Consider the following 16,933-nt stretch of genomic DNA (forward strand, 5'->3'; position numbering starts at 1 on the left):
TAGAACGCCGCAAAAAATAGCCAGCTTGACATTCTGGCATGTGGTATGCCAAAAACTTTCCAGTTAATAATCCTGTAAAAGACGACTCCCACTGGAGGAGATTCGTCGTGTCACTGCGGAAACCAACCAAGGCGTTGCCGAACATGACCGAGGCAGATATCGCAATCGTTCGTATTGCCCCGGAGAGCAGCTTCAAGAACAAGGCGTATGACGCCTTGAAGGAAGCCATCCTCAAGATGGACATCTACTCGACGCCCGAGCCGGTGATGCTCGACGAGCGCGCGCTGTCCGAACGCCTGGGTGTCAGCCGCACCCCGATCCGCGAAGCCATCGCGATGCTCGAGCAGGACGGCTTCGTGAAGACGGTTCCGCGCCGCGGCATCATGGTGGTGCGCAGAACCAAGAGCGAGATCGTCGACATGATCCGCGCCTGGGCGGCGCTGGAGAGCATGGCGGCCCGCCTGATCACCACCACCGCACGCAAGAAAGACATCACGGCGCTGCGCGACTACTTCAAGGATTTCGGCAAGGACCGCCTGCCCGAGGATCACGTCGAGGAATATTCGCGCGCCAACATCGCCTTTCATCAGGCGCTGATCTCGCTGTCGGAATCGCCGGTGCTGGTCGATCTCACCAACGACCTGCTGCTGCACGTGCGCGGCTACCGCCAGCTCACCATCGGACGCAAGGATCGCACCGCCACTTCGCTGCCCGAGCATCTCAGCATGATCGAAGCACTGGAAGCGCGCGACACCGAGCTCGCCGAGAAGCGCGCCCGCGACCACACCCTTGGCCTTGCCGCTTACGTCGAAGCGCACGGTCAAGAACTGTTCACCTAGCAACGTTCACCAGAAGGGCGAGCCATTCGCCCACAAAGCCTAAAACGGCATATGAGACCAGGGAGACAAGGCCCATGCTGAATACCGCGACCAAGTCCGAAGCACCGGGCACCGAGCAGGAATTGACGGATGGCTTTCATCTCGTCATCGACGCGCTCAAGCTGAACGGCATCAACACCATCTATAATGTGCCGGGCATCCCGATCACGGATTTGGGCCGCATGGCGCAGGCCGAAGGCATTCGTATGATCTCCTTCCGCCACGAGCAGAACGCCGGTTACGCCGCAGGCATCGCCGGTTACCTCACCAAGAAGCCGGGCATCTGCCTCACGGTGTCGGCGCCCGGCTTCCTCAACGGTCTCACCGCGCTCGCGCACGCCACCACCAACTGCTACCCGATGATCCTGATCTCGGGCTCCTCCGAGCGCGAGATCGTCGACCTCCAGCAGGGCGACTACGAAGAGATGGACCAGCTCGCGATCGCCAAGCCGCTGTGCAAGGCGGCCTATCGCGTGCTGCACGCCCAGGACATCGGCATCGGTCTCGCCCGCGCCATCCGCGCCGCGGTCTCGGGCCGTCCGGGCGGCGTCTATCTCGACCTGCCGGCAAAACTGTTCGGCCAGGTGATGAACGCCGATGCCGGCCAGAAGTCGCTGGTCAAGGTGATCGACGCCGCGCCCGCACAGATCCCCTCGCCCGCTTCGATCAAGCGCGCGCTCGACGTGCTCAAGGCGGCGAAGCGTCCGCTCATCATCCTCGGCAAGGGCGCGGCCTACGCGCAGGCCGATGAAGAGATCAAGTCGTTCGTCGAGAAGAGCGGCGTGCCGTTCCTGCCGATGAGCATGGCCAAGGGCCTCCTCCCCGACACGCATCCGCAATGCGCTGGCGCCGCGCGCTCCACGGTGCTGAAAGAATCCGACGTCGTGCTGCTGATCGGCGCCCGGCTGAACTGGCTGCTCTCGCACGGCAAGGGCAAGAGCTGGGGCGAGACCCCGAAGAAGTTCATCCAGGTCGACATCGAGCCGCGCGAGATGGACTCCAACGTCGAGATCGTCGCGCCCGTGGTCGGCGACATCGGCTCGGTCGTCTCCGCCTTCAATCAGGCGATCAGCACGGGTTGGACCGCGCCGCCGGCCGAATGGACCAAGGCCATCGTGTCCAAGCGTGACGAGAACGTCGCCAAGATGGCGCCGAAGCTCATGAACAACAAGTCGCCGATGGACTATCACGGTGCGCTCGGCGTGCTGAAGAACGTGATCAAGGACCATCCCGAGGCGATCCTCGTCAACGAGGGTGCCAACACGCTCGACCTCGCCCGCGGCGTCATCGACATGTACAGGCCGCGCAAGCGCCTCGACGTCGGCACCTGGGGCGTGATGGGCATCGGCATGGGCCAGGCGATCGCGGCTGCGCTCGAGACCGGCCATCCCGTGCTCGCGGTGGAAGGCGACTCGGCCTTCGGCTTCTCCGGCATGGAGGTCGAGACCATCTGCCGCTACAACCTGCCGATCTGCGTCGTCATCTTCAACAATGACGGCATCTATCGCGGCACCGACATCAACAGCGTCAATGCCGATCCGGCGACGACCGTGTTCGTCAAGGGCGCGCGCTACGACAAGATGATGGAAGCCTTCGGCGGCGTCGGCGTGAATGCCACCTCGCCCGACGAGCTCAAGCGCGCCGTCAACGAGGCGATGGCCTCGGGCAAGCCGACGCTCATCAACGCGGTGATCGATCCGGCCGCGGGCTCGGAGAGCGGCCGCATCGGCAACCTCAATCCGCAGAGCGTTCTGCAGAAGAAAAAGTAAGTCCTCCCCTTCAACCCTTAATTCCCTGCGGTTTGCGGGGGCAGACAGAGTATACGGAGCAACACGATGACCAAAGCGCTCAAGGGCGTTCGCATTCTCGACTTCACCCACGTCCAGTCCGGACCGACCTGCACGCAGCTGCTGGCATGGTTCGGCGCCGACGTGATCAAGGTGGAACGTCCGGGCGTGGGCGACATCACCCGCGGCCAGCTGCAGGACATCCCGAACGTGGACAGCCTGTATTTCACCATGCTCAACCACAACAAGCGCTCGATCACGCTCGACACCAAGAACCCCAAGGGCAAGGAAGTCCTCACCGAGCTGATCAAGAAGTGCGACGTGCTGGTCGAAAACTTCGGCCCCGGCGTGCTCGACCGCATGGGCTTCCCCTGGGAGAAGATCCAGGCGATCAACCCGAAGATGATCGTCGCCTCGATCAAGGGCTTTGGCCCTGGCCCCTACGAAGACTGCAAGGTCTATGAGAACGTCGCGCAGTGCACCGGCGGCGCCGCCTCGACCACCGGCTTCCGCGACGGCCTGCCGCTCGTCACCGGCGCGCAGATCGGCGACAGCGGCACCGGCCTGCACCTGGCGCTCGGCATCGTCACCGCGCTCTATCAGCGCACGCATTCGGGCAAGGGCCAGAAGGTCACCGCCGCGATGCAGGACGGCGTGCTCAACCTCGCCCGCGTCAAGCTGCGCGACCAGCAGCGCCTCGCGCATGGTCCGCTCAAGGAATACAGCCAGTTCGGCGAAGGCATTCCGTTCGGCGACGCCGTGCCGCGCGCCGGCAACGATTCCGGCGGTGGCCAGCCCGGCCGCATCCTGAAGTGCAAGGGCTGGGAGACCGATCCTAACGCCTACATCTACTTCATCACCCAGGCCCCGGTCTGGGAGAAGATCTGCGACGTGATCGGCGAGCCCACCTGGAAGACCGATCCGAACTACTCCAAGCCGGCCGTCCGCCTGCCGCGCCTCAACGAGATCTTCGCCCGCATCGAACAGTGGACGATGACCAAGACCAAGTTCGAGGCGATGGAAATCCTCAACAAGGACGACATCCCCTGCGGCCCGATCCTGTCGATGAAGGAGATCGCCGAGGACCAGTCGCTGCGCGCCACCGGCACCGTGGTCGAGGTCGATCACCCGACCCGCGGCAAGTACATCTCGGTCGGCAATCCGATCAAGCTGTCGGATAGCCCGAGCGAGGTGGAGCGCTCCCCGCTGCTCGGCGAGCACACCGACGAGATCCTGCGCAGCGTGCTCGGCTTCAGCGATCACCAGGTCGCCGACATCCACAAGTCCGGCGCGCTCGAGCCGCCGCAGAAGCAGGCCGCTGAGTAAGCCGCACCACGTTGAACGAGACGAAAGGGCCGCCCGAAGGGGCGGCCCTTTTTGCTTCAGAAGACCGTGCGGTCGCGGCTGTGACTAAAAAATGGAAAAACAACCCCATGCACAGTAGCTAACCTGTTGGCTTTAAACGATTTCGTATTTCACGAAACCTCTTTTGACACGTCGGGCAAAACAGGGGTATTATGCCATCATCCGAAAAGTGAATGTTTTGCGCGGCGACGAGCACTTCGCAGCACGATCGAGGTGATTATCTCGAGACAAAAGGCCGCCGGTTTCGTCGGCGAGCTCCGGCATAGCCTTCGGCTTTTTCAGAAAATTCATTTCATCGAAGGGATTTGGCCATGCTTGCTGAATTCATCGCACGGCATGCGGCAGCGCGAAACATCCATTACGGCTGGGTGATGGCTGCACTGGGATTTCTCTATTCGCTATTTGCAAGCTCGGCGCTCGGCGTGCCCAGCGTCCTGATGCGGGAGATCGCTTCTGACATCGGCGTCAGCATGAGCGAGTTGTCTGCATCGCAAGGACTTCGCTTCGCGCTGTTCGGACTGGCGGCGCCGTTCGCCGGCGGCTTGATGCTCCGCTACGGTCCGCGGATGATGCTGTCGATCGCCGGAACGCTGGCGCTGGCCGGACCGCTGCTGACGATCGTCATGACGAACCGGTTCGAAATGTGGCTCGGCCTCGGGCTTATTCTCGGCATCGCGCCGGGGCTCACGGCCCTGCAACTTGCCGCGGTCATCTCGGTACGCTGGTTCACGACCCATCGGGGATTGGTGGTCGGCCTCCCGAACGGATCAATCGCAACCGGCACTTTGATCTTCATGCCGCTGGGCGCGTGGATCGCCGAGAATTGGGGCTGGCGCGTCGCGCTTGTTCCGTCCGGATTCGGTCTTCTCGTCTCGCTCGTCCTCTTTCTGCTGCTCGGGAAGGACCGCCCCCAGGAATTGGGGCTGGCGCCACTCGGAGAGACGGCGATGCCGCCGGTGCCCGCAATTCCCGCGCAGAACTTTGCGGCAATCAGTTTCCGGGGCCTGCGCCTGGCATCAACCCGTCTGGTGTTCTGGGTGCTGGCGCTGACGTTCCTCATCTGCGGTGTATCCAGCTACGGGCTGACATCGACACACTTCGTGCCATTCTGCGGCGATCTCGGCTTGCCGGTCGTGACATCAGCAGGTTTGCTCGCCATGATCGGGGTGTTCGATCTGATCGGTACGATCGGATCGGGATTGCTGTCCGACCGCTACGACAACCGATGGCTGCTGGCGATCTATTACGGCTTTCGCGGACTTGCGTTGATCTGGCTCGTGGAGTCCAACGCAACGTTGGGAGCGATGAGCGCGTTCGCGATACTCTACGGCCTGGATTTCATCGCGACTGTTCCGCCTACGGTGAAGTTGACGGTCGGTACGTTTGGGCGGGAGATGGGGCCGGTGGTCTTCGGCTGGATTTTTGCCGCCCACCAGCTCGGCGTTGGCCTGATGGCATTTGCCGCGGGCGTCAGCAGAGATACGCTAGGGACTTATGTGCCGGCGTTTCTTCTCGCCGGGCTCCTCTGCCTTTTGGCCGCTGCAGCCTTTGCGCTGGTGAAGGATCCGGCGGTTCCGGCTCCCGCATAACGGACCTCTCTCGCCCCGCCGCAGAAGCAGGCTGCTGAGTAAGCGGGACCATCAGAGAAGACGAAGGGCCGCCGATTTCGGCGGCCTTTCTTTGTCTGGCGTTGGCTAGAGTCTTTCCCGTTCCGATGGAATCGGAACGGGGCTCTAGATTCTTGTTTTGATGCGTTTTCTTGACGCGAACCGGCATCCACTTCGCTCGAAAACGCTCTAATCCGGAAAGCGCACAGTGGCTTTCCAGAGGGATCACGCTTCAGAGCGCCTCCAGTCCGAGCCGGCGGAACAACTTTCGATCGGCTTCGTCCTGCGGATTGCCCGCCGTCAGCAGCGTGTCGCCGACAAAGATCGAGTTTGCGCCGGCAAAGAAGCACAGCGCCTGCATCTCGTCGGTCATCGCCGACCGCCCCGCCGAGAGTCGCACGAATGAGGCCGGCATCATGATACGCGCCAGCGCGACAATGCGCACGAACTCGATCGGACCTATCGGCGTCGCCTTCGCCATCGGCGTTCCCGGAATCGGGATCAGCATGTTGATCGGCACGCTCTCCGGCGCTTCCGGGAGGTTGGCGAGCGTGACCAGCATGTCGACGCGGTCCTGTTCGCTCTCACCCATGCCGAGAATTCCGCCGCAGCACACTTTCATGCCGGCCTCGCGGACATGCTCCAGCGTATCGAGACGATCGGCGAACGTGCGGGTGGAGGTAACGCTCGGATAGAAGCGCTCCGAGGTATCGATATTGTGATTGTAGTAATCAAGCCCGGCAGCACTCAGCCGGTCGGCCTGATCCCGGTCGAGCATGCCGAGCGTCATACAGGTCTCGAGCCCGAGCTCCTTCACGGCTCCGACGACCTCGACAATGGCATCCATGTCGCGCGGCTTCGGATTGCGCCAGGCCGCGCCCATGCAATAACGCGTCGCGCCGCTGTCTTTTGCCTTGCGTGCCTCGGCAACGATCTTCCCGACCTCCATCAACTTGGAGGCTGCAAGAGCGGTCGCATGATGCGACGACTGGCTGCAGTAGCCGCAGTCTTCCGGACAACCACCTGTCTTGATGTTCAGCAGCCGGCTCAACTGCACGCGATTTGGGTCAAAATGCTCCCGATGTACGGATTGTGAACGGAAGAGCAGATCGTTGAAGGGAAGCTGGTAAGCCGCCCATGCATCTTCACCGGTCCATCTTTGAGACCTTTGCGGCCTTTCCTTCGCGGGGATTGTCTCCCCGTCGTTCACACCGAGCATTACACATCTCCTGACATTGCGGCGGGACAATCGCACTATCGCAAACCTGGCGCCAGTCCGCAGGGTCCTTGGAACAAAAGCGGCGGCGTGCCATTGTTGTCTAAGCCGGCGTGCTATCCCGACGTACGAGCAACGCAGCCGCCAAGGCGAGTGACTGAAACACATCGCAAAAGCATCTGCGCAACGCTGCAGAATTGGCCTTCTTCTCGCCCCGAAAGGTAGCAAGCCTACGCACAGCGTTTGCGGTGGGAGGCGTCGGCCAGCACCTGTCCTGTCACAGCTTGTTGATCAAAACGAGGTCGAAATGTTGAGAGATCAATCCTCGGATCGGGCCAAGCGTGAAGCCAACAAGGCGTTCAAGCCTGTCAAAACGCAGAAGCCGATCAATGACTATGCGAAGGACCAGCACTCCTTCAACGAGAATCGCGAGCGGCTGAAAGCGGAGCGACTGGCCCGCGAGGCCGAGCCGAAGGACCGCTCTGAATAGGACGCGTTCCCTGCCGGGTCACGATGTTGCATCCGCGCGATGAAGGCTGGCGCTGAGCGCGTCGCGTCGAAATCGACGCCTGACCGAAAGCGCGATGAGATCGGAATGAATCGTCAACGCGCTTTAGGTTATTGTTTGAGCATGATCTTTTCGGAAAACCGCTTCGCACTTTGCGCTAACGCGGCCCTTCGGGTCCGGGTCATGCTTTAGAGCATCGAAAGCACGACGATCCCGTCTTCGAGCTCCCCGGAGGCCAATCGGCTCCGCGCGATGCGCTCGAATTCCGTCCGGTATTTCTGAAGATAGCTGAAGGCCTGCTTCTGCGTCTGGAACGTGGTCGCAAGGCGGCACATCTGCCGGCCTGCGCCAAGCGCGAGAAAGAAGGTGATTGTGCCGCCGCTGTCCGACTTGATCCTAGGCACGATCCGCACTCTTTGGCATGTGACCGGCCCTCTCCAGATTTTCGTCGACGCAGTTGAATTCGACTATCGCGTCAGCTTTCTCTTGCGCTTCGTCAGGGTTGGTGCCGGCAGCGATGCTTGAAGAGTTGCGTCGGCCGCTTCCTTGGCTTCGCGCAGTTCGCGAAGCCGCGCCATGTTCTTGCGAACATCGACGGCCTGTCTCTCGACGTCCGCCATTGCCCGCGTTCCCTCCTCGGCAGCCAAACGCTGACGGTTGGTACGCGCAATGCTTTGGGGTGACGGTTCAGCCGACTTCTTGCCGCTCATGCTTCACCCACTCCCGCAACGGACAAAACCCGCTCAATCCCTGGGATCGAGCGGGCAGCGTGGCCGTTTCAGTACATCCGTGAAACGGCGCAGGATCTTAGGCCAGCGATAGATTCTCTGCGCTGACCTTGCCTCGCATCTTGTCGGTCTTGGCCTCGAAGTTGACCTTCTGGCCCTCGGCGAGACCTGAGAGACCAGCCCGCTCGACTGCGCTGATGTGAACGAACACATCGTTGCCGCCGTCGTCGGGCTGAATGAATCCAAAGCCCTTTTGGCCGTTGAACCACTTCACGGTACCTGTCGTCATTATTCTTCTCCAAAGCGCATACGCGCACATTCCGCGTGACACTCACGCAGAACCAGATTCAATTCGTCGATGTCTCTGGAAAAGGAGCCCGCGGGCGCATTCAACAAGGCACAGCGGCTGAACGAACAGCACCAACGTATACCTCATCGGCGCCAGTTGCAAGGCTTGGCGGGATTTAATGCCTCATGGGCTTCGGCGGAACAATTCGGACTTTGCGAATTCAGGCCCGAAAGGCGCCTGAGGCAAGGTGAGTTGCGCGTTCGCAGCCGCGATTTAGTGTCGGCTAACTGTGCTGGCCCGAGAGCGTCGATGCGATGCCGCGCTATCGAGCGCACACCGTACGCCGCCGGCAAGTTGCTCGCGGAAGACCCGCACCACTCTCCCTCCAGCCAATCGACTGTGTGCACCGAAAGACTGCCAAGCTCCACACGTGCCGGCTCCGCCCCGAAGGGATAGCAGATCACACCTGACAGTACGGGGTCGGATTGGAAGCGTGAACGACTTGCTTCCTCCGTTGGCGTCAAGGCAAAGTGCTGGAAAACAGGGAGGTCAGCATGTCACTGCTTGGCAAGGCCGCCGTCGCGATGTGGTGGAGCGTCCGCCCCGAGCAGCGCGCGGAGTTCGGCGACTGGCATTCCCACGAACATTTTCCCGAGCGGATGAGCATTCCCGGCTTCCGGCGCGGATCGCGCTGGACCAGCACGACGGACACTGACGGCTTCTTCGTGCTGTACGAGCTGGAGCGGTACGAGGTGCTCACGTCGAAGGGATATCTCGACCGGCTCAACGCGCCGACGCCGTGGTCGACCAAGATGATGCCGCACCATCTCGGCATGGTGCGCAGCCAGTGCCGCGTCGCCGCCAGCTTTGGCGGTGGCGTCGCGACCTCGCTCGCCACCGTCCGGCTTTCGCCGGAGGCCGGGCGCGAGGTGGAGTTGCAGACACATCTCTCGGAGACGCTCGGCACATTGGCGCAGATGCGGGGACTGACGGGCGCGCACCTCCTCCTGACCGACACGCCCCGGACCAGCTCGCCCACCACCGAGCAGCAGATCCGCGGCAAGGACGGCGCCGCCGACTGGATCATGCTGCTGTCGGGTTACGATGCCGACGCGATCGAGCAGGTGACCGCCGACCGACTTTCGCCGGCGGCGCTTGGCGCTCTGGGCGCGCAGGACAATCCGACGATCGGCCGCTACCGGCTCGCCTTCACGATGACGCCGCAGGATGTGGCAACGATCTGACGGATCGGTCGTCCGGCCGGCCGCGAGGTAGATCTCGCACCAGGCGAGCTCGATTCAATTGAGCGCGCAAACGGCCAACCGTTGCACATGGGGGATGTGTTTCAGGTTCTCGCGTGCAGCACGAAGGCGGACAAGGCTCGCCAGGTGTGAGCTCAGCTCCCCTCGCCTGCATCCTCATCGCTGCCCTCCTCGCCTGCGACATATTCGAGGATGTCTCCGGGCTGACAATCGAGCTCGCGGCAGATCGCGGCCAGGGTCGAGAAGCGCATCGCCCTCGCCTTGCCCGTTTTCAGGACCGACAGGTTCTGGATGGAAATGCCGATTGCGTCGGCGAGGTCCCCGAGGCGGCGCTTCCGCTTCGCAAGCATGACATCGAGGTTCACGACGATCGGCACAAGCATTCACCTCAGATCGTCAGCTCGTTTTCGGACTGCAGCAGGATGGCGTGCTCGATGACGAATTTCAGCGCCATCAGGAACATCCCGCCCGCGATCGTGCCGATGTCGACGTTGTAGGACGGCAGGAAGAACTTGACGTCGCCGATCTCGTGCAAGGCATAAGCCACCGCGTTGCTGGTGATCAGGTCGATGAACGGCCAGATCACCAGAATGATCCCCATCCACCACACGCCCTGAAGCGTCTCGGACGCGAAGATCCGGCCGCGTGCGAATCGGTGCACCATACGGTGCAGGATGCCGATCAACACGGCGAAGAACGAGAGCTGAAGCGCAAATAGCGTCCAGAACAACAGCTGTCCCGGGCGCGACATCTCGAGTGGATTGGCGACAAGGCCTGCGCATTTCACCTGGTCGGGCCCAAGGCTCGCCGCGATCGAGGCGGAGGCGGTCGTGCTCCGGAGATAGGCGAGCCACACCACCACCGGCAGTGCCGCCCAGATCGCCCAGAACGCAAGATCGAGACGCCGGAACCAGCTCTGCCGGGCCTCACGTACCGATATCTCCACCACACCCATCTACAAGCACTCCGCAATTTCCAGGCAACCACCCACCCCCAATATGCATGTTCCGCGCGATTGACTCAACCTTAAGCGCGATATATTGATCGTTTATCATGAAATATTTCATGACAATTGATCCAATATGGAGCCCCCATGCGTTCCACCCTCGTCCGGCACCTGCTCGCAGCGCTGTTGTCCATCTCCCCGCTTGGAAACGCCGAAGCCGCAACGGCCAGCGGTCCCGCCGGCGTCTGGCTGACACAGTCGGGCGACGCGAGGATCAAGGTGAGCCGTTGCGGCAATGCGCTATGCGGCCGGGTCGTCTGGCTGAAGGAGCCGATCGATAAGAAGACGGGCAAGGCGCAGCTCGACGACCATAACGCCGATCCTGCATTGCGCGCCCGGAAGATCGTCGGCATCTCCCTGTTCATCGACATGCAGGCGGCCGGCGCCAATCAATGGTCGGGCAGGATCTACAATGCCGACGACGGAAAGACCTATGCGAGCACCGTCACCTTGCTGCCATCCGGCAGTCTCAACGTCCGGGGCTGCATGGGAACGTTGTGCGCGGGTGAAGACTGGACGCGGTGAGCGGCAAACCGATCCAAAACAACGTCCAAGATAAGTTCCAAGACGACAACAAAAACAGCATCAAGGGCCGCCGGTTTCGGCGGCCCCCGTTTATCTGCAACGCCATGTCGGATCGGCGGCATCCCGGTCGTCCTTGAGACATGAATGGGCCGTAGACGCCAAGGTCGGACCCATCGATGCAAGAGGATGAAGGAACATGCCCAGCACTGTACGTCTGCACCGCGTTCTCTCGACCAGTCCGGAGAAAGTCTATCGCGCCTTCCTCGAGGCGGATGCGCTGGCGAAATGGCTTCCGCCGAACGGCTTTACCTGCACCGTCCATCACCTCGAGCCCAAGGTCGGGGGCACGTTCAAGATGTCGTTCCGGAATTTCACGACGGGCAACAGCCACGCCTTCGGCGGCGAATATCTCGAGCTCGTCCCCGGCGAACGTCTCCGCTACACCGACAAGTTCGACGACCCAAATCTACCCGGCGAAATCCAGGTGACCGTGATGCTGAAGAAGGTCTCGGTCGGCACCGAGGTCGACATCACCCAGGCCGGCATCCCTGACGTCATCCCGCCCGAGGCCTGCTATCTCGGCTGGCAGGAATCGCTGCGAAGCCTCGCAAGGCTCGTGGAGCCGGAGATCAATCAGTAGCGGCGAAATCAGTATCGTAGGGTGGGCAAAGCGCAGCGTGCCCACCGATGCTCTCTCAACCTCGGAAAGATGGTGGGCACGGCGCTCCGCGCCATTGCCCACCCTACGGCACTGATGACAGCTCTCCGTCGTCATTGCGAGCAGCCAAGCAATGGCGGCTGTTGCTGGGCTACGCGCCCGCCTTCGGCGTAATCCCACCGCTTGCGGTCCATCGATCGGGGTCGGGGCTGTGTCCGATCAGCGCAAGGCCGTAGGCGATCGACTCGAACTGGTCGCCCGACATCAGCCGTTCGTTACCGAACCGCTCGGCAAACAGCTTTCTGACGGCCGGAACGAAGGAAGTCCCGCCGGTCAAGAACACCTTCTCCACCTCGCGCGCGGTGATGCCCGCTTCGCTTAGCACCTTGTCGACGGTGGCACCCAGCCGGGCGATGTCGTCGGCAATCCAGGATTCAAAATTCTTCCGTGTGATGGTCGCACCGATGTCGACGCCGCCCCCCTTGAAGCGGAAGTCCACCTCGTCCCGCGCCGACAGCGCGACCTTGGCGTCGGATACCGCGCGGTAGAGCGAAAAGCCGAGGTCGAGATCGACGATGGTGATGAAATCTTCAAGGAGCTTCGGCTTCAGCGCGCTGCGCGCAAGCTCCCGAAGCTCGCGCAGATCGCCATTGCTCTTCATCATCGCGAGCTGATGCCAGCGCGCGAGGTTGGTGTAGTGGCCGGTGGGGACCGGCAGCACCTTGTCGAACGAGCGGAAGCTGGAGCCTTTTCCCAGCCGCGGCGAGACGACGTGGTCGACGATGCGGTAATCGAAGGTGTCGCCGGCAATGCCGATGCCGGCGTGTCCAAGCGGCTCGGCGCGCAAGGCTCCTCCCGCGCGCGAAAAGCGCATCACCGAGAAATCGCTGGTGCCGCCGCCGAAATCCGCAACCAGCAGGGTGGCATCACGCTCCAGCCGTCGGGCGAAGGAGAACGCCGCGCCCACGGGCTCGTAGACATAGCGCGCGTGGCCGGCGCCGAGGCGTTCGAACGCGGCCCGATAGCGCTGCATCGCCAGCGCTTCGTCGGGATTGCCGCCGGCGAACCGCACCGGGCGGCCGACTGTGATGTTGGACGTCTCGAAGCCGACCTTTTCGCCGCCATGGCGCGCCAGCGTGCGCAGGAACGCCGCCAGAATGTCCTCGAACTTGAAGCGCTGCCGAAACACTTGCGTGGTGTTGAAGCTGGAGCTCGCCGCAAACGTCTTGAACGACTGCAGGAAGCGGTAGACGTGGCGGCCTTCGAGGAACGTCTCGATGGCCCATGGACCGCCTTCGGCCTGGGCGCCGGCGCCCGGCCGATCCTCCCAGAAGCACAGCGCCGAGACGTAGACGCTGTGGCGCTGGCCGCCGTGATCGAAGCGGATGGCCTCGACCCGGCGATCGTCCGCCGCGATCGCGACGACCGTGTTGCTGGTCCCAAAATCGATGCCGATCGAGACGGCGGGCGAGGCGCTCGACATGAACCACTCTGACAGTTGATTGGAAAAGGGGGCAGACCACTAACGGCTTTGGCTGGGCCTGCCAAGACCTTGAATGTTGCGGTGCGGTTGGATTTGGAACCCGCGCGCCGCTCTGTCCGCGCTCTTTTGCCTCCGTAATGGGGGCCTTTTGGGGCCGATCTCGCAATTCCAGCAGCCCGGCTGGCAATTTTGAGCTCGGTTCGGTCCCTTTAACGGATCACTATGCTGCAATGCGGGAGCATGCATGCTGCTATGCAATGGCATGCATGGACACTGGCATCTGGTATACGTAGATTGCCCTTCGAAATGAGACAGCATCACTGACCGTCTCGAGAAAGGGAATTCAGATGTCCAAGACCGCTTCCGTCGCGCTCGCCCCCTCCGCCTCGCTGTTCACCCGCTTCCTGGCCGCAGTCGATCGCTTCCTGATGGCGAGCGCCGAGATTTCGAATCACAACGGCGACCTGCCCCGCTTCGGCCTGTAAGCAGCGCCTCCCGCGCGGCAAGCGCGACGCGCCGGTTTCAGAACCGTCCACATACTACTTTTGATGAATGGCCCCGCAGGACGGGGCCATTTCTATTTGCGTTGTCCCGAGTCACAGCCGCAACCGATGAAGGTCCTGCGGCATTTGCGCACGGTGATCGGACCAGCGCTTGAACCTTGGCATAATGAATACAAGAATGCCCCTCCAGCGCTCGTAGAAAAATTAGAGGCGCCACGGGAGGCTTTATGACGGACATGGTGCAGGCAACGGTTCCAACCGCCGCGCGGGTTAGCGACACGTATCGCTGGACGCAATTGGCGGTCGGTGTAGCGGCGATGGTGATGATCGCCAATTATCAATACGGCTGGACGTTCTTCGTCCCCGACATCCAGAAAAAGTTCGGCTGGGATCGCGCCTCGATCCAATGGGCCTTTACGCTCTTCGTACTGTTCGAGACATGGCTGGTGCCGGTCGAAGGATGGTTCGTCGACAAATACGGCCCGCGCATCGTCGTGCTCGTCGGCGGCGTGCTCTGCGCCATCGGTTGGGCGATCAATGCGCAAGCCACCACGCTCAACGGCTTCTATCTCGGCATGATCATCGCGGGCATCGGCGCCGGCGGCGTCTACGGCACCTGCGTCGGCAATGCGCTGAAATGGTTTCCCGACAAGCGCGGTCTTGCTGCCGGCATCACGGCGGCCGGTTTCGGCGCGGGCTCCGCGCTCACGGTTGCGCCGATTCAGGCCATGATCAAGGACAGCGGATTCCAGACCACCTTCCTGTATTTCGGGCTCGGCCAGGGCATCATCATCTGCATCCTCGCCTTCTTCCTCTACGCGCCGAAGGCCGGACAGGTGCCTCCCGTTGTGCAGAACGCTGCGTTGCAACAGACCCGCCGCAACTATCAGCCGACCGAAGTGCTGCGCCAGCCGATCTTCTGGCTGATGTACTTCATGTTCGTGATCGTCGGCGCCGGCGGCCTGATGGTGACGGCGAACCTGAAGCCGATCGCAGTCGACTGGAAGGTCGACAGCGTTCCGGTGACGCTGATGGCGGTGACGATGACCGCGGTGACGTTCGCAGCCACGATCGACCGCGTGCTCAACGGTCTGACGCGTCCGTTCTTCGGCTGGATCTCCGACATGATCGGCCGCGAGAACACGATGTTCATCGCCTTCGGCATGGAAGGCTTCGGCATCTGGATGCTCTACCTCTGGGGACACGACCCGCTCTGGTTCGTGTTGCTGTCGGGCTTCGTGTTCTTCGCCTGGGGTGAGATCTACTCGCTGTTCCCCTCGACCTGCACCGACACGTTCGGCGCCAAGTTCGCGACCACCAATGCGGGCCTGCTCTACACCGCAAAGGGCACCGCCGCGCTGCTTGTCCCGATCGCCAACTACATGCAGCAATCGTCGGGCACGTGGGACAGCGTGTTCATCATCGCGGCCGGCGCCAACATCCTGGCTTCGCTGCTGGCGATCATGGTGCTCAAGCCCTGGCGCAAGGTCGTGGTCGCGAAATCGACCGCCGCCGCCTGACGCACTCCACCACTCCTTCAAGCACGACGCCCGGCCTCACGGCCGGGCGTTTTCGTTTTTGCAGAACCCGCCTTGGCTACCGCTGACGTGAAGGGAACCGCGCACTTTTCTTGCGCTGCGTCACAAGATTGGGCTTGCCTTCTGGAATATGGTATACCAATGTCCCCGCCGCGCTTGCGACGATAAGCCACAATATTTGCGACACTGGGTCATCTTGCAATCCCAGGTCGCATTCAATCAGGCGCGTTGGGAGGTTATTGATGATTTCCAGCACGGACGGCGCCGTCACAGCTGCGCCTCTTCGCACCGGTTTCCGTTGGTTCCAGCTCGCCATGGGCATCGTCTGCATGGCGATGATCGCCAATCTGCAATACGGCTGGACGTTGTTCGTCGATCCGATTGACGCCAAGTATCATTGGGGCCGCGCGGCGATCCAGCTCGCTTTCACCATCTTCGTCGTCACCGAGACCTGGCTGGTGCCGATCGAGGCCTGGTTCGTCGACAAATACGGTCCGCGCATCGTCGTCATGTTCGGCGGCGTCATGATCGCGCTGTCCTGGGTGCTCAACTCCTACGCTGACTCGCTCGCCCTGCTTTACGCCGCCGCGGTCGTCGGCGGCATGGGCGCCGGCGCGGTGTACGGCACCTGCGTCGGCAACGCGCTGAAATGGTTTCCCGATCGCCGCGGCCTCGCCGCCGGTGCGACCGCCGCCGGCTTCGGCGCGGGCGCCGCGCTCACCATTGTGCCGATCGCGACCATGATCGTAACGAGCGGCTACCAGCACGCGTTCCTCACCTTCGGCATCGGCCAGGGCCTGATCGTGTTCGTGCTCGCCTTCTTCATCCAGCCGCCGCGGATCTCCATCCCGCCGAAGAAGAAGCAGCTCAATCTGCCGCAGACCAAGATCGACTTCACCCCGCCGCAGGTGCTGCGCACCCCTATTTTCTGGGTGATGTATCTCGTTTTCGTCATGGTCGCCTCCGGCGGCCTGATGACCGCGGCACAGATCGGCCCGATCGCGCACGACTTCAAGATCGCCGACACGCCGGTGACGCTCGCGGGCTTCCAGATGGCGGCATTGACGTTCGCGATCTCGCTCGACCGCATCTTCGACGGTTTCGGACGTCCCTTCTTCGGCTGGGTCTCCGACACGATCGGCCGCGAGCACACCATGTTCATCGCGTTCGGCACCGCGGCGGTGATGCTGCTGACGCTGTCGGCCTATGGAAACATCCCGATCGTGTTCGTGCTCGCGACCGCGGTGTACTTCGGCGTGTTCGGCGAAATCTACTCGCTGTTCCCCGCCACCTGCGGCGACACGTTCGGCTCGAAATACGCAACCACCAACAACGGCATGCTCTACACCGCGAAAGGCACGGCATCCCTGCTCGTCCCGCTCGCCAGCGTGATCTCGGCAACGTACGGCTGGAAGGCCGTGTTCGTGGTCGCAGTGGCGCTGAACGCGACGGCGGCGCTGACGGCGCTGTTCGTGATCAAGCCGCTGCGCCGCTCCTTCATCCTCGGCAAGGAAGCCGAGAGCGCCAACGCCGCGACCGACACCGCCAAGACCGGCAACGCCAAGACCGAGACAGCGTAG

General features: G+C 62.3%; 18 protein-coding genes. 11 read left to right on the forward strand and 7 right to left on the reverse strand.

The window, feature by feature from the left end; all coding sequences use genetic code 11:
• Positions 1–143: 143 nt before the first annotated feature.
• From AB7290_RS30265 to AB7290_RS30280, 4 genes are all read left to right on the forward strand, one after another.
• A complete protein-coding gene (locus AB7290_RS30265; protein ID WP_166105920.1) occupies positions 144–839 on the forward strand; it encodes a GntR family transcriptional regulator in 696 nt (231 codons plus the stop codon).
• Positions 840–913: 74 nt separating this feature from the next.
• The gene (gene oxc, locus AB7290_RS30270; RefSeq protein ID WP_085400629.1) at positions 914–2,647 is read left to right on the forward strand and encodes an oxalyl-CoA decarboxylase; all 1,734 of its coding nucleotides are present in this window, start codon (positions 914–916) and stop codon (positions 2,645–2,647) included.
• A gap of 66 nt (positions 2,648–2,713) precedes the next feature.
• Positions 2,714–3,991: a formyl-CoA transferase gene (gene frc / locus AB7290_RS30275; RefSeq protein WP_085400627.1), complete on the forward strand. Its 1,278-nt coding sequence runs from the start codon at positions 2,714–2,716 to the stop codon at positions 3,989–3,991.
• Between the two features lie 350 nt (positions 3,992–4,341).
• A complete protein-coding gene (locus AB7290_RS30280) occupies positions 4,342–5,619 on the forward strand; it encodes an MFS transporter (RefSeq protein WP_201266164.1) in 1,278 nt (425 codons plus the stop codon).
• Between the two features lie 250 nt (positions 5,620–5,869).
• Here AB7290_RS30280 and bioB read toward each other — a convergent pair whose 3' ends face one another.
• Positions 5,870–6,856, reverse strand: a complete 987-nt coding sequence (gene bioB, locus AB7290_RS30285; RefSeq protein WP_085400626.1) for a biotin synthase BioB — start codon at positions 6,854–6,856, stop codon at positions 5,870–5,872.
• Positions 6,857–7,160: 304 nt separating this feature from the next.
• Between bioB and AB7290_RS30290 the strand changes: the two genes are divergently transcribed.
• Positions 7,161–7,343 carry a hypothetical protein gene (locus AB7290_RS30290; protein WP_063984522.1) on the forward strand — a complete coding sequence of 61 codons (183 nt, stop codon included), beginning with the start codon at positions 7,161–7,163 and terminating at the stop codon, positions 7,341–7,343.
• 206 nt (positions 7,344–7,549) lie between these two features.
• Here the strand turns inward: AB7290_RS30290 and AB7290_RS30295 are convergent, their stop codons facing one another.
• From AB7290_RS30295 to AB7290_RS30305, 3 genes are all read right to left on the reverse strand, one after another.
• The gene (locus AB7290_RS30295) at positions 7,550–7,774 is read right to left on the reverse strand and encodes a hypothetical protein (RefSeq protein WP_028151477.1); all 225 of its coding nucleotides are present in this window, start codon (positions 7,772–7,774) and stop codon (positions 7,550–7,552) included.
• 54 nt (positions 7,775–7,828) lie between these two features.
• Complete coding sequence (locus tag AB7290_RS30300) at positions 7,829–8,071, reverse strand: hypothetical protein (protein ID WP_063984523.1); 243 nt, start codon at positions 8,069–8,071, stop codon at positions 7,829–7,831.
• A 97-nt stretch (positions 8,072–8,168) separates the two neighbouring features.
• On the reverse strand, positions 8,169–8,378 hold the full coding sequence (locus tag AB7290_RS30305) for a cold-shock protein (protein ID WP_028151479.1): 210 nt from the start codon (positions 8,376–8,378) through the stop codon (positions 8,169–8,171).
• Between the two features lie 554 nt (positions 8,379–8,932).
• Here AB7290_RS30305 and AB7290_RS30310 point away from each other — a divergent pair.
• Positions 8,933–9,622, forward strand: coding sequence for a hypothetical protein (locus tag AB7290_RS30310; protein WP_085400676.1), 690 nt, complete (start codon positions 8,933–8,935; stop codon positions 9,620–9,622).
• 152 nt (positions 9,623–9,774) lie between these two features.
• Here the strand turns inward: AB7290_RS30310 and AB7290_RS30315 are convergent, their stop codons facing one another.
• Together AB7290_RS30315 and AB7290_RS30320 are read right to left on the reverse strand one after the other, a co-directional pair.
• Positions 9,775–10,017, reverse strand: a complete 243-nt coding sequence (locus AB7290_RS30315) for a helix-turn-helix domain-containing protein (RefSeq protein ID WP_071917595.1) — start codon at positions 10,015–10,017, stop codon at positions 9,775–9,777.
• Positions 10,018–10,028: 11 nt separating this feature from the next.
• On the reverse strand, positions 10,029–10,595 hold the full coding sequence (locus AB7290_RS30320; protein ID WP_063984524.1) for a DUF2975 domain-containing protein: 567 nt from the start codon (positions 10,593–10,595) through the stop codon (positions 10,029–10,031).
• Positions 10,596–10,733: 138 nt separating this feature from the next.
• Here AB7290_RS30320 and AB7290_RS30325 point away from each other — a divergent pair, with 138 nt between their 5' ends.
• Entirely contained in the window at positions 10,734–11,171 is a 438-nt protein-coding gene (locus AB7290_RS30325) for a DUF2147 domain-containing protein (RefSeq protein ID WP_071915551.1), read from the forward strand.
• A gap of 196 nt (positions 11,172–11,367) precedes the next feature.
• The gene (locus AB7290_RS30330; protein ID WP_085400624.1) at positions 11,368–11,811 is read left to right on the forward strand and encodes an SRPBCC family protein; all 444 of its coding nucleotides are present in this window, start codon (positions 11,368–11,370) and stop codon (positions 11,809–11,811) included.
• Positions 11,812–11,980: 169 nt separating this feature from the next.
• Here AB7290_RS30330 and AB7290_RS30335 read toward each other — a convergent pair whose 3' ends face one another.
• Positions 11,981–13,312: an Hsp70 family protein gene (locus tag AB7290_RS30335; protein WP_085400622.1), complete on the reverse strand. Its 1,332-nt coding sequence runs from the start codon at positions 13,310–13,312 to the stop codon at positions 11,981–11,983.
• Between the two features lie 347 nt (positions 13,313–13,659).
• Between AB7290_RS30335 and AB7290_RS30340 the strand changes: the two genes are divergently transcribed.
• The 3 genes from AB7290_RS30340 (at position 13,660) to oxlT (AB7290_RS30350) (ending at position 16,933) form a co-directional block, all read left to right on the forward strand.
• Positions 13,660–13,797, forward strand: coding sequence for a hypothetical protein (locus tag AB7290_RS30340; RefSeq protein WP_166098301.1), 138 nt, complete (start codon positions 13,660–13,662; stop codon positions 13,795–13,797).
• Between the two features lie 245 nt (positions 13,798–14,042).
• Positions 14,043–15,335: an oxalate/formate MFS antiporter gene (gene oxlT / locus AB7290_RS30345; RefSeq protein WP_071915554.1), complete on the forward strand. Its 1,293-nt coding sequence runs from the start codon at positions 14,043–14,045 to the stop codon at positions 15,333–15,335.
• 260 nt (positions 15,336–15,595) lie between these two features.
• Positions 15,596–16,933 carry an oxalate/formate MFS antiporter gene (gene oxlT, locus AB7290_RS30350; protein ID WP_085400621.1) on the forward strand — a complete coding sequence of 446 codons (1,338 nt, stop codon included), beginning with the start codon at positions 15,596–15,598 and terminating at the stop codon, positions 16,931–16,933.

Origin of the sequence: Bradyrhizobium sp. 613_E4_N2_2, from assembly GCF_052075995.1 — a bacterium.
In the GTDB taxonomy this organism is placed as follows: Bacteria; Pseudomonadota; Alphaproteobacteria; order Rhizobiales; family Xanthobacteraceae; genus Bradyrhizobium; species Bradyrhizobium barranii.

Excerpts from the sequence above, each read along its gene's own strand:
- AB7290_RS30265 (WP_166105920.1), top strand. The coding sequence starts at position 144 with ATGACCGAGGCAGATATCGCAATCGTTCGTATTGCCCCGGAGAGCAGC.
- oxc (WP_085400629.1), top strand. The coding sequence starts at position 914 with ATGCTGAATACCGCGACCAAGTCCGAAGCACCGGGCACCGAGCAGGAA.
- frc (WP_085400627.1), top strand. The coding sequence starts at position 2,714 with ATGACCAAAGCGCTCAAGGGCGTTCGCATTCTCGACTTCACCCACGTC.
- AB7290_RS30280 (WP_201266164.1), top strand. The coding sequence starts at position 4,342 with ATGCTTGCTGAATTCATCGCACGGCATGCGGCAGCGCGAAACATCCAT.
- bioB (WP_085400626.1), bottom strand. The coding sequence starts at position 6,856 with ATGCTCGGTGTGAACGACGGGGAGACAATCCCCGCGAAGGAAAGGCCG.
- AB7290_RS30290 (WP_063984522.1), top strand. The coding sequence starts at position 7,161 with ATGTTGAGAGATCAATCCTCGGATCGGGCCAAGCGTGAAGCCAACAAG.
- AB7290_RS30300 (WP_063984523.1), bottom strand. The coding sequence starts at position 8,071 with ATGAGCGGCAAGAAGTCGGCTGAACCGTCACCCCAAAGCATTGCGCGT.
- AB7290_RS30305 (WP_028151479.1), bottom strand. The coding sequence starts at position 8,378 with ATGACGACAGGTACCGTGAAGTGGTTCAACGGCCAAAAGGGCTTTGGA.
- AB7290_RS30310 (WP_085400676.1), top strand. The coding sequence starts at position 8,933 with ATGTCACTGCTTGGCAAGGCCGCCGTCGCGATGTGGTGGAGCGTCCGC.
- AB7290_RS30320 (WP_063984524.1), bottom strand. The coding sequence starts at position 10,595 with ATGGGTGTGGTGGAGATATCGGTACGTGAGGCCCGGCAGAGCTGGTTC.
- AB7290_RS30325 (WP_071915551.1), top strand. The coding sequence starts at position 10,734 with ATGCGTTCCACCCTCGTCCGGCACCTGCTCGCAGCGCTGTTGTCCATC.
- AB7290_RS30330 (WP_085400624.1), top strand. The coding sequence starts at position 11,368 with ATGCCCAGCACTGTACGTCTGCACCGCGTTCTCTCGACCAGTCCGGAG.
- AB7290_RS30335 (WP_085400622.1), bottom strand. The coding sequence starts at position 13,312 with ATGTCGAGCGCCTCGCCCGCCGTCTCGATCGGCATCGATTTTGGGACC.
- AB7290_RS30340 (WP_166098301.1), top strand. The coding sequence starts at position 13,660 with ATGTCCAAGACCGCTTCCGTCGCGCTCGCCCCCTCCGCCTCGCTGTTC.
- oxlT (WP_071915554.1), top strand. The coding sequence starts at position 14,043 with ATGACGGACATGGTGCAGGCAACGGTTCCAACCGCCGCGCGGGTTAGC.
- oxlT (WP_085400621.1), top strand. The coding sequence starts at position 15,596 with ATGATTTCCAGCACGGACGGCGCCGTCACAGCTGCGCCTCTTCGCACC.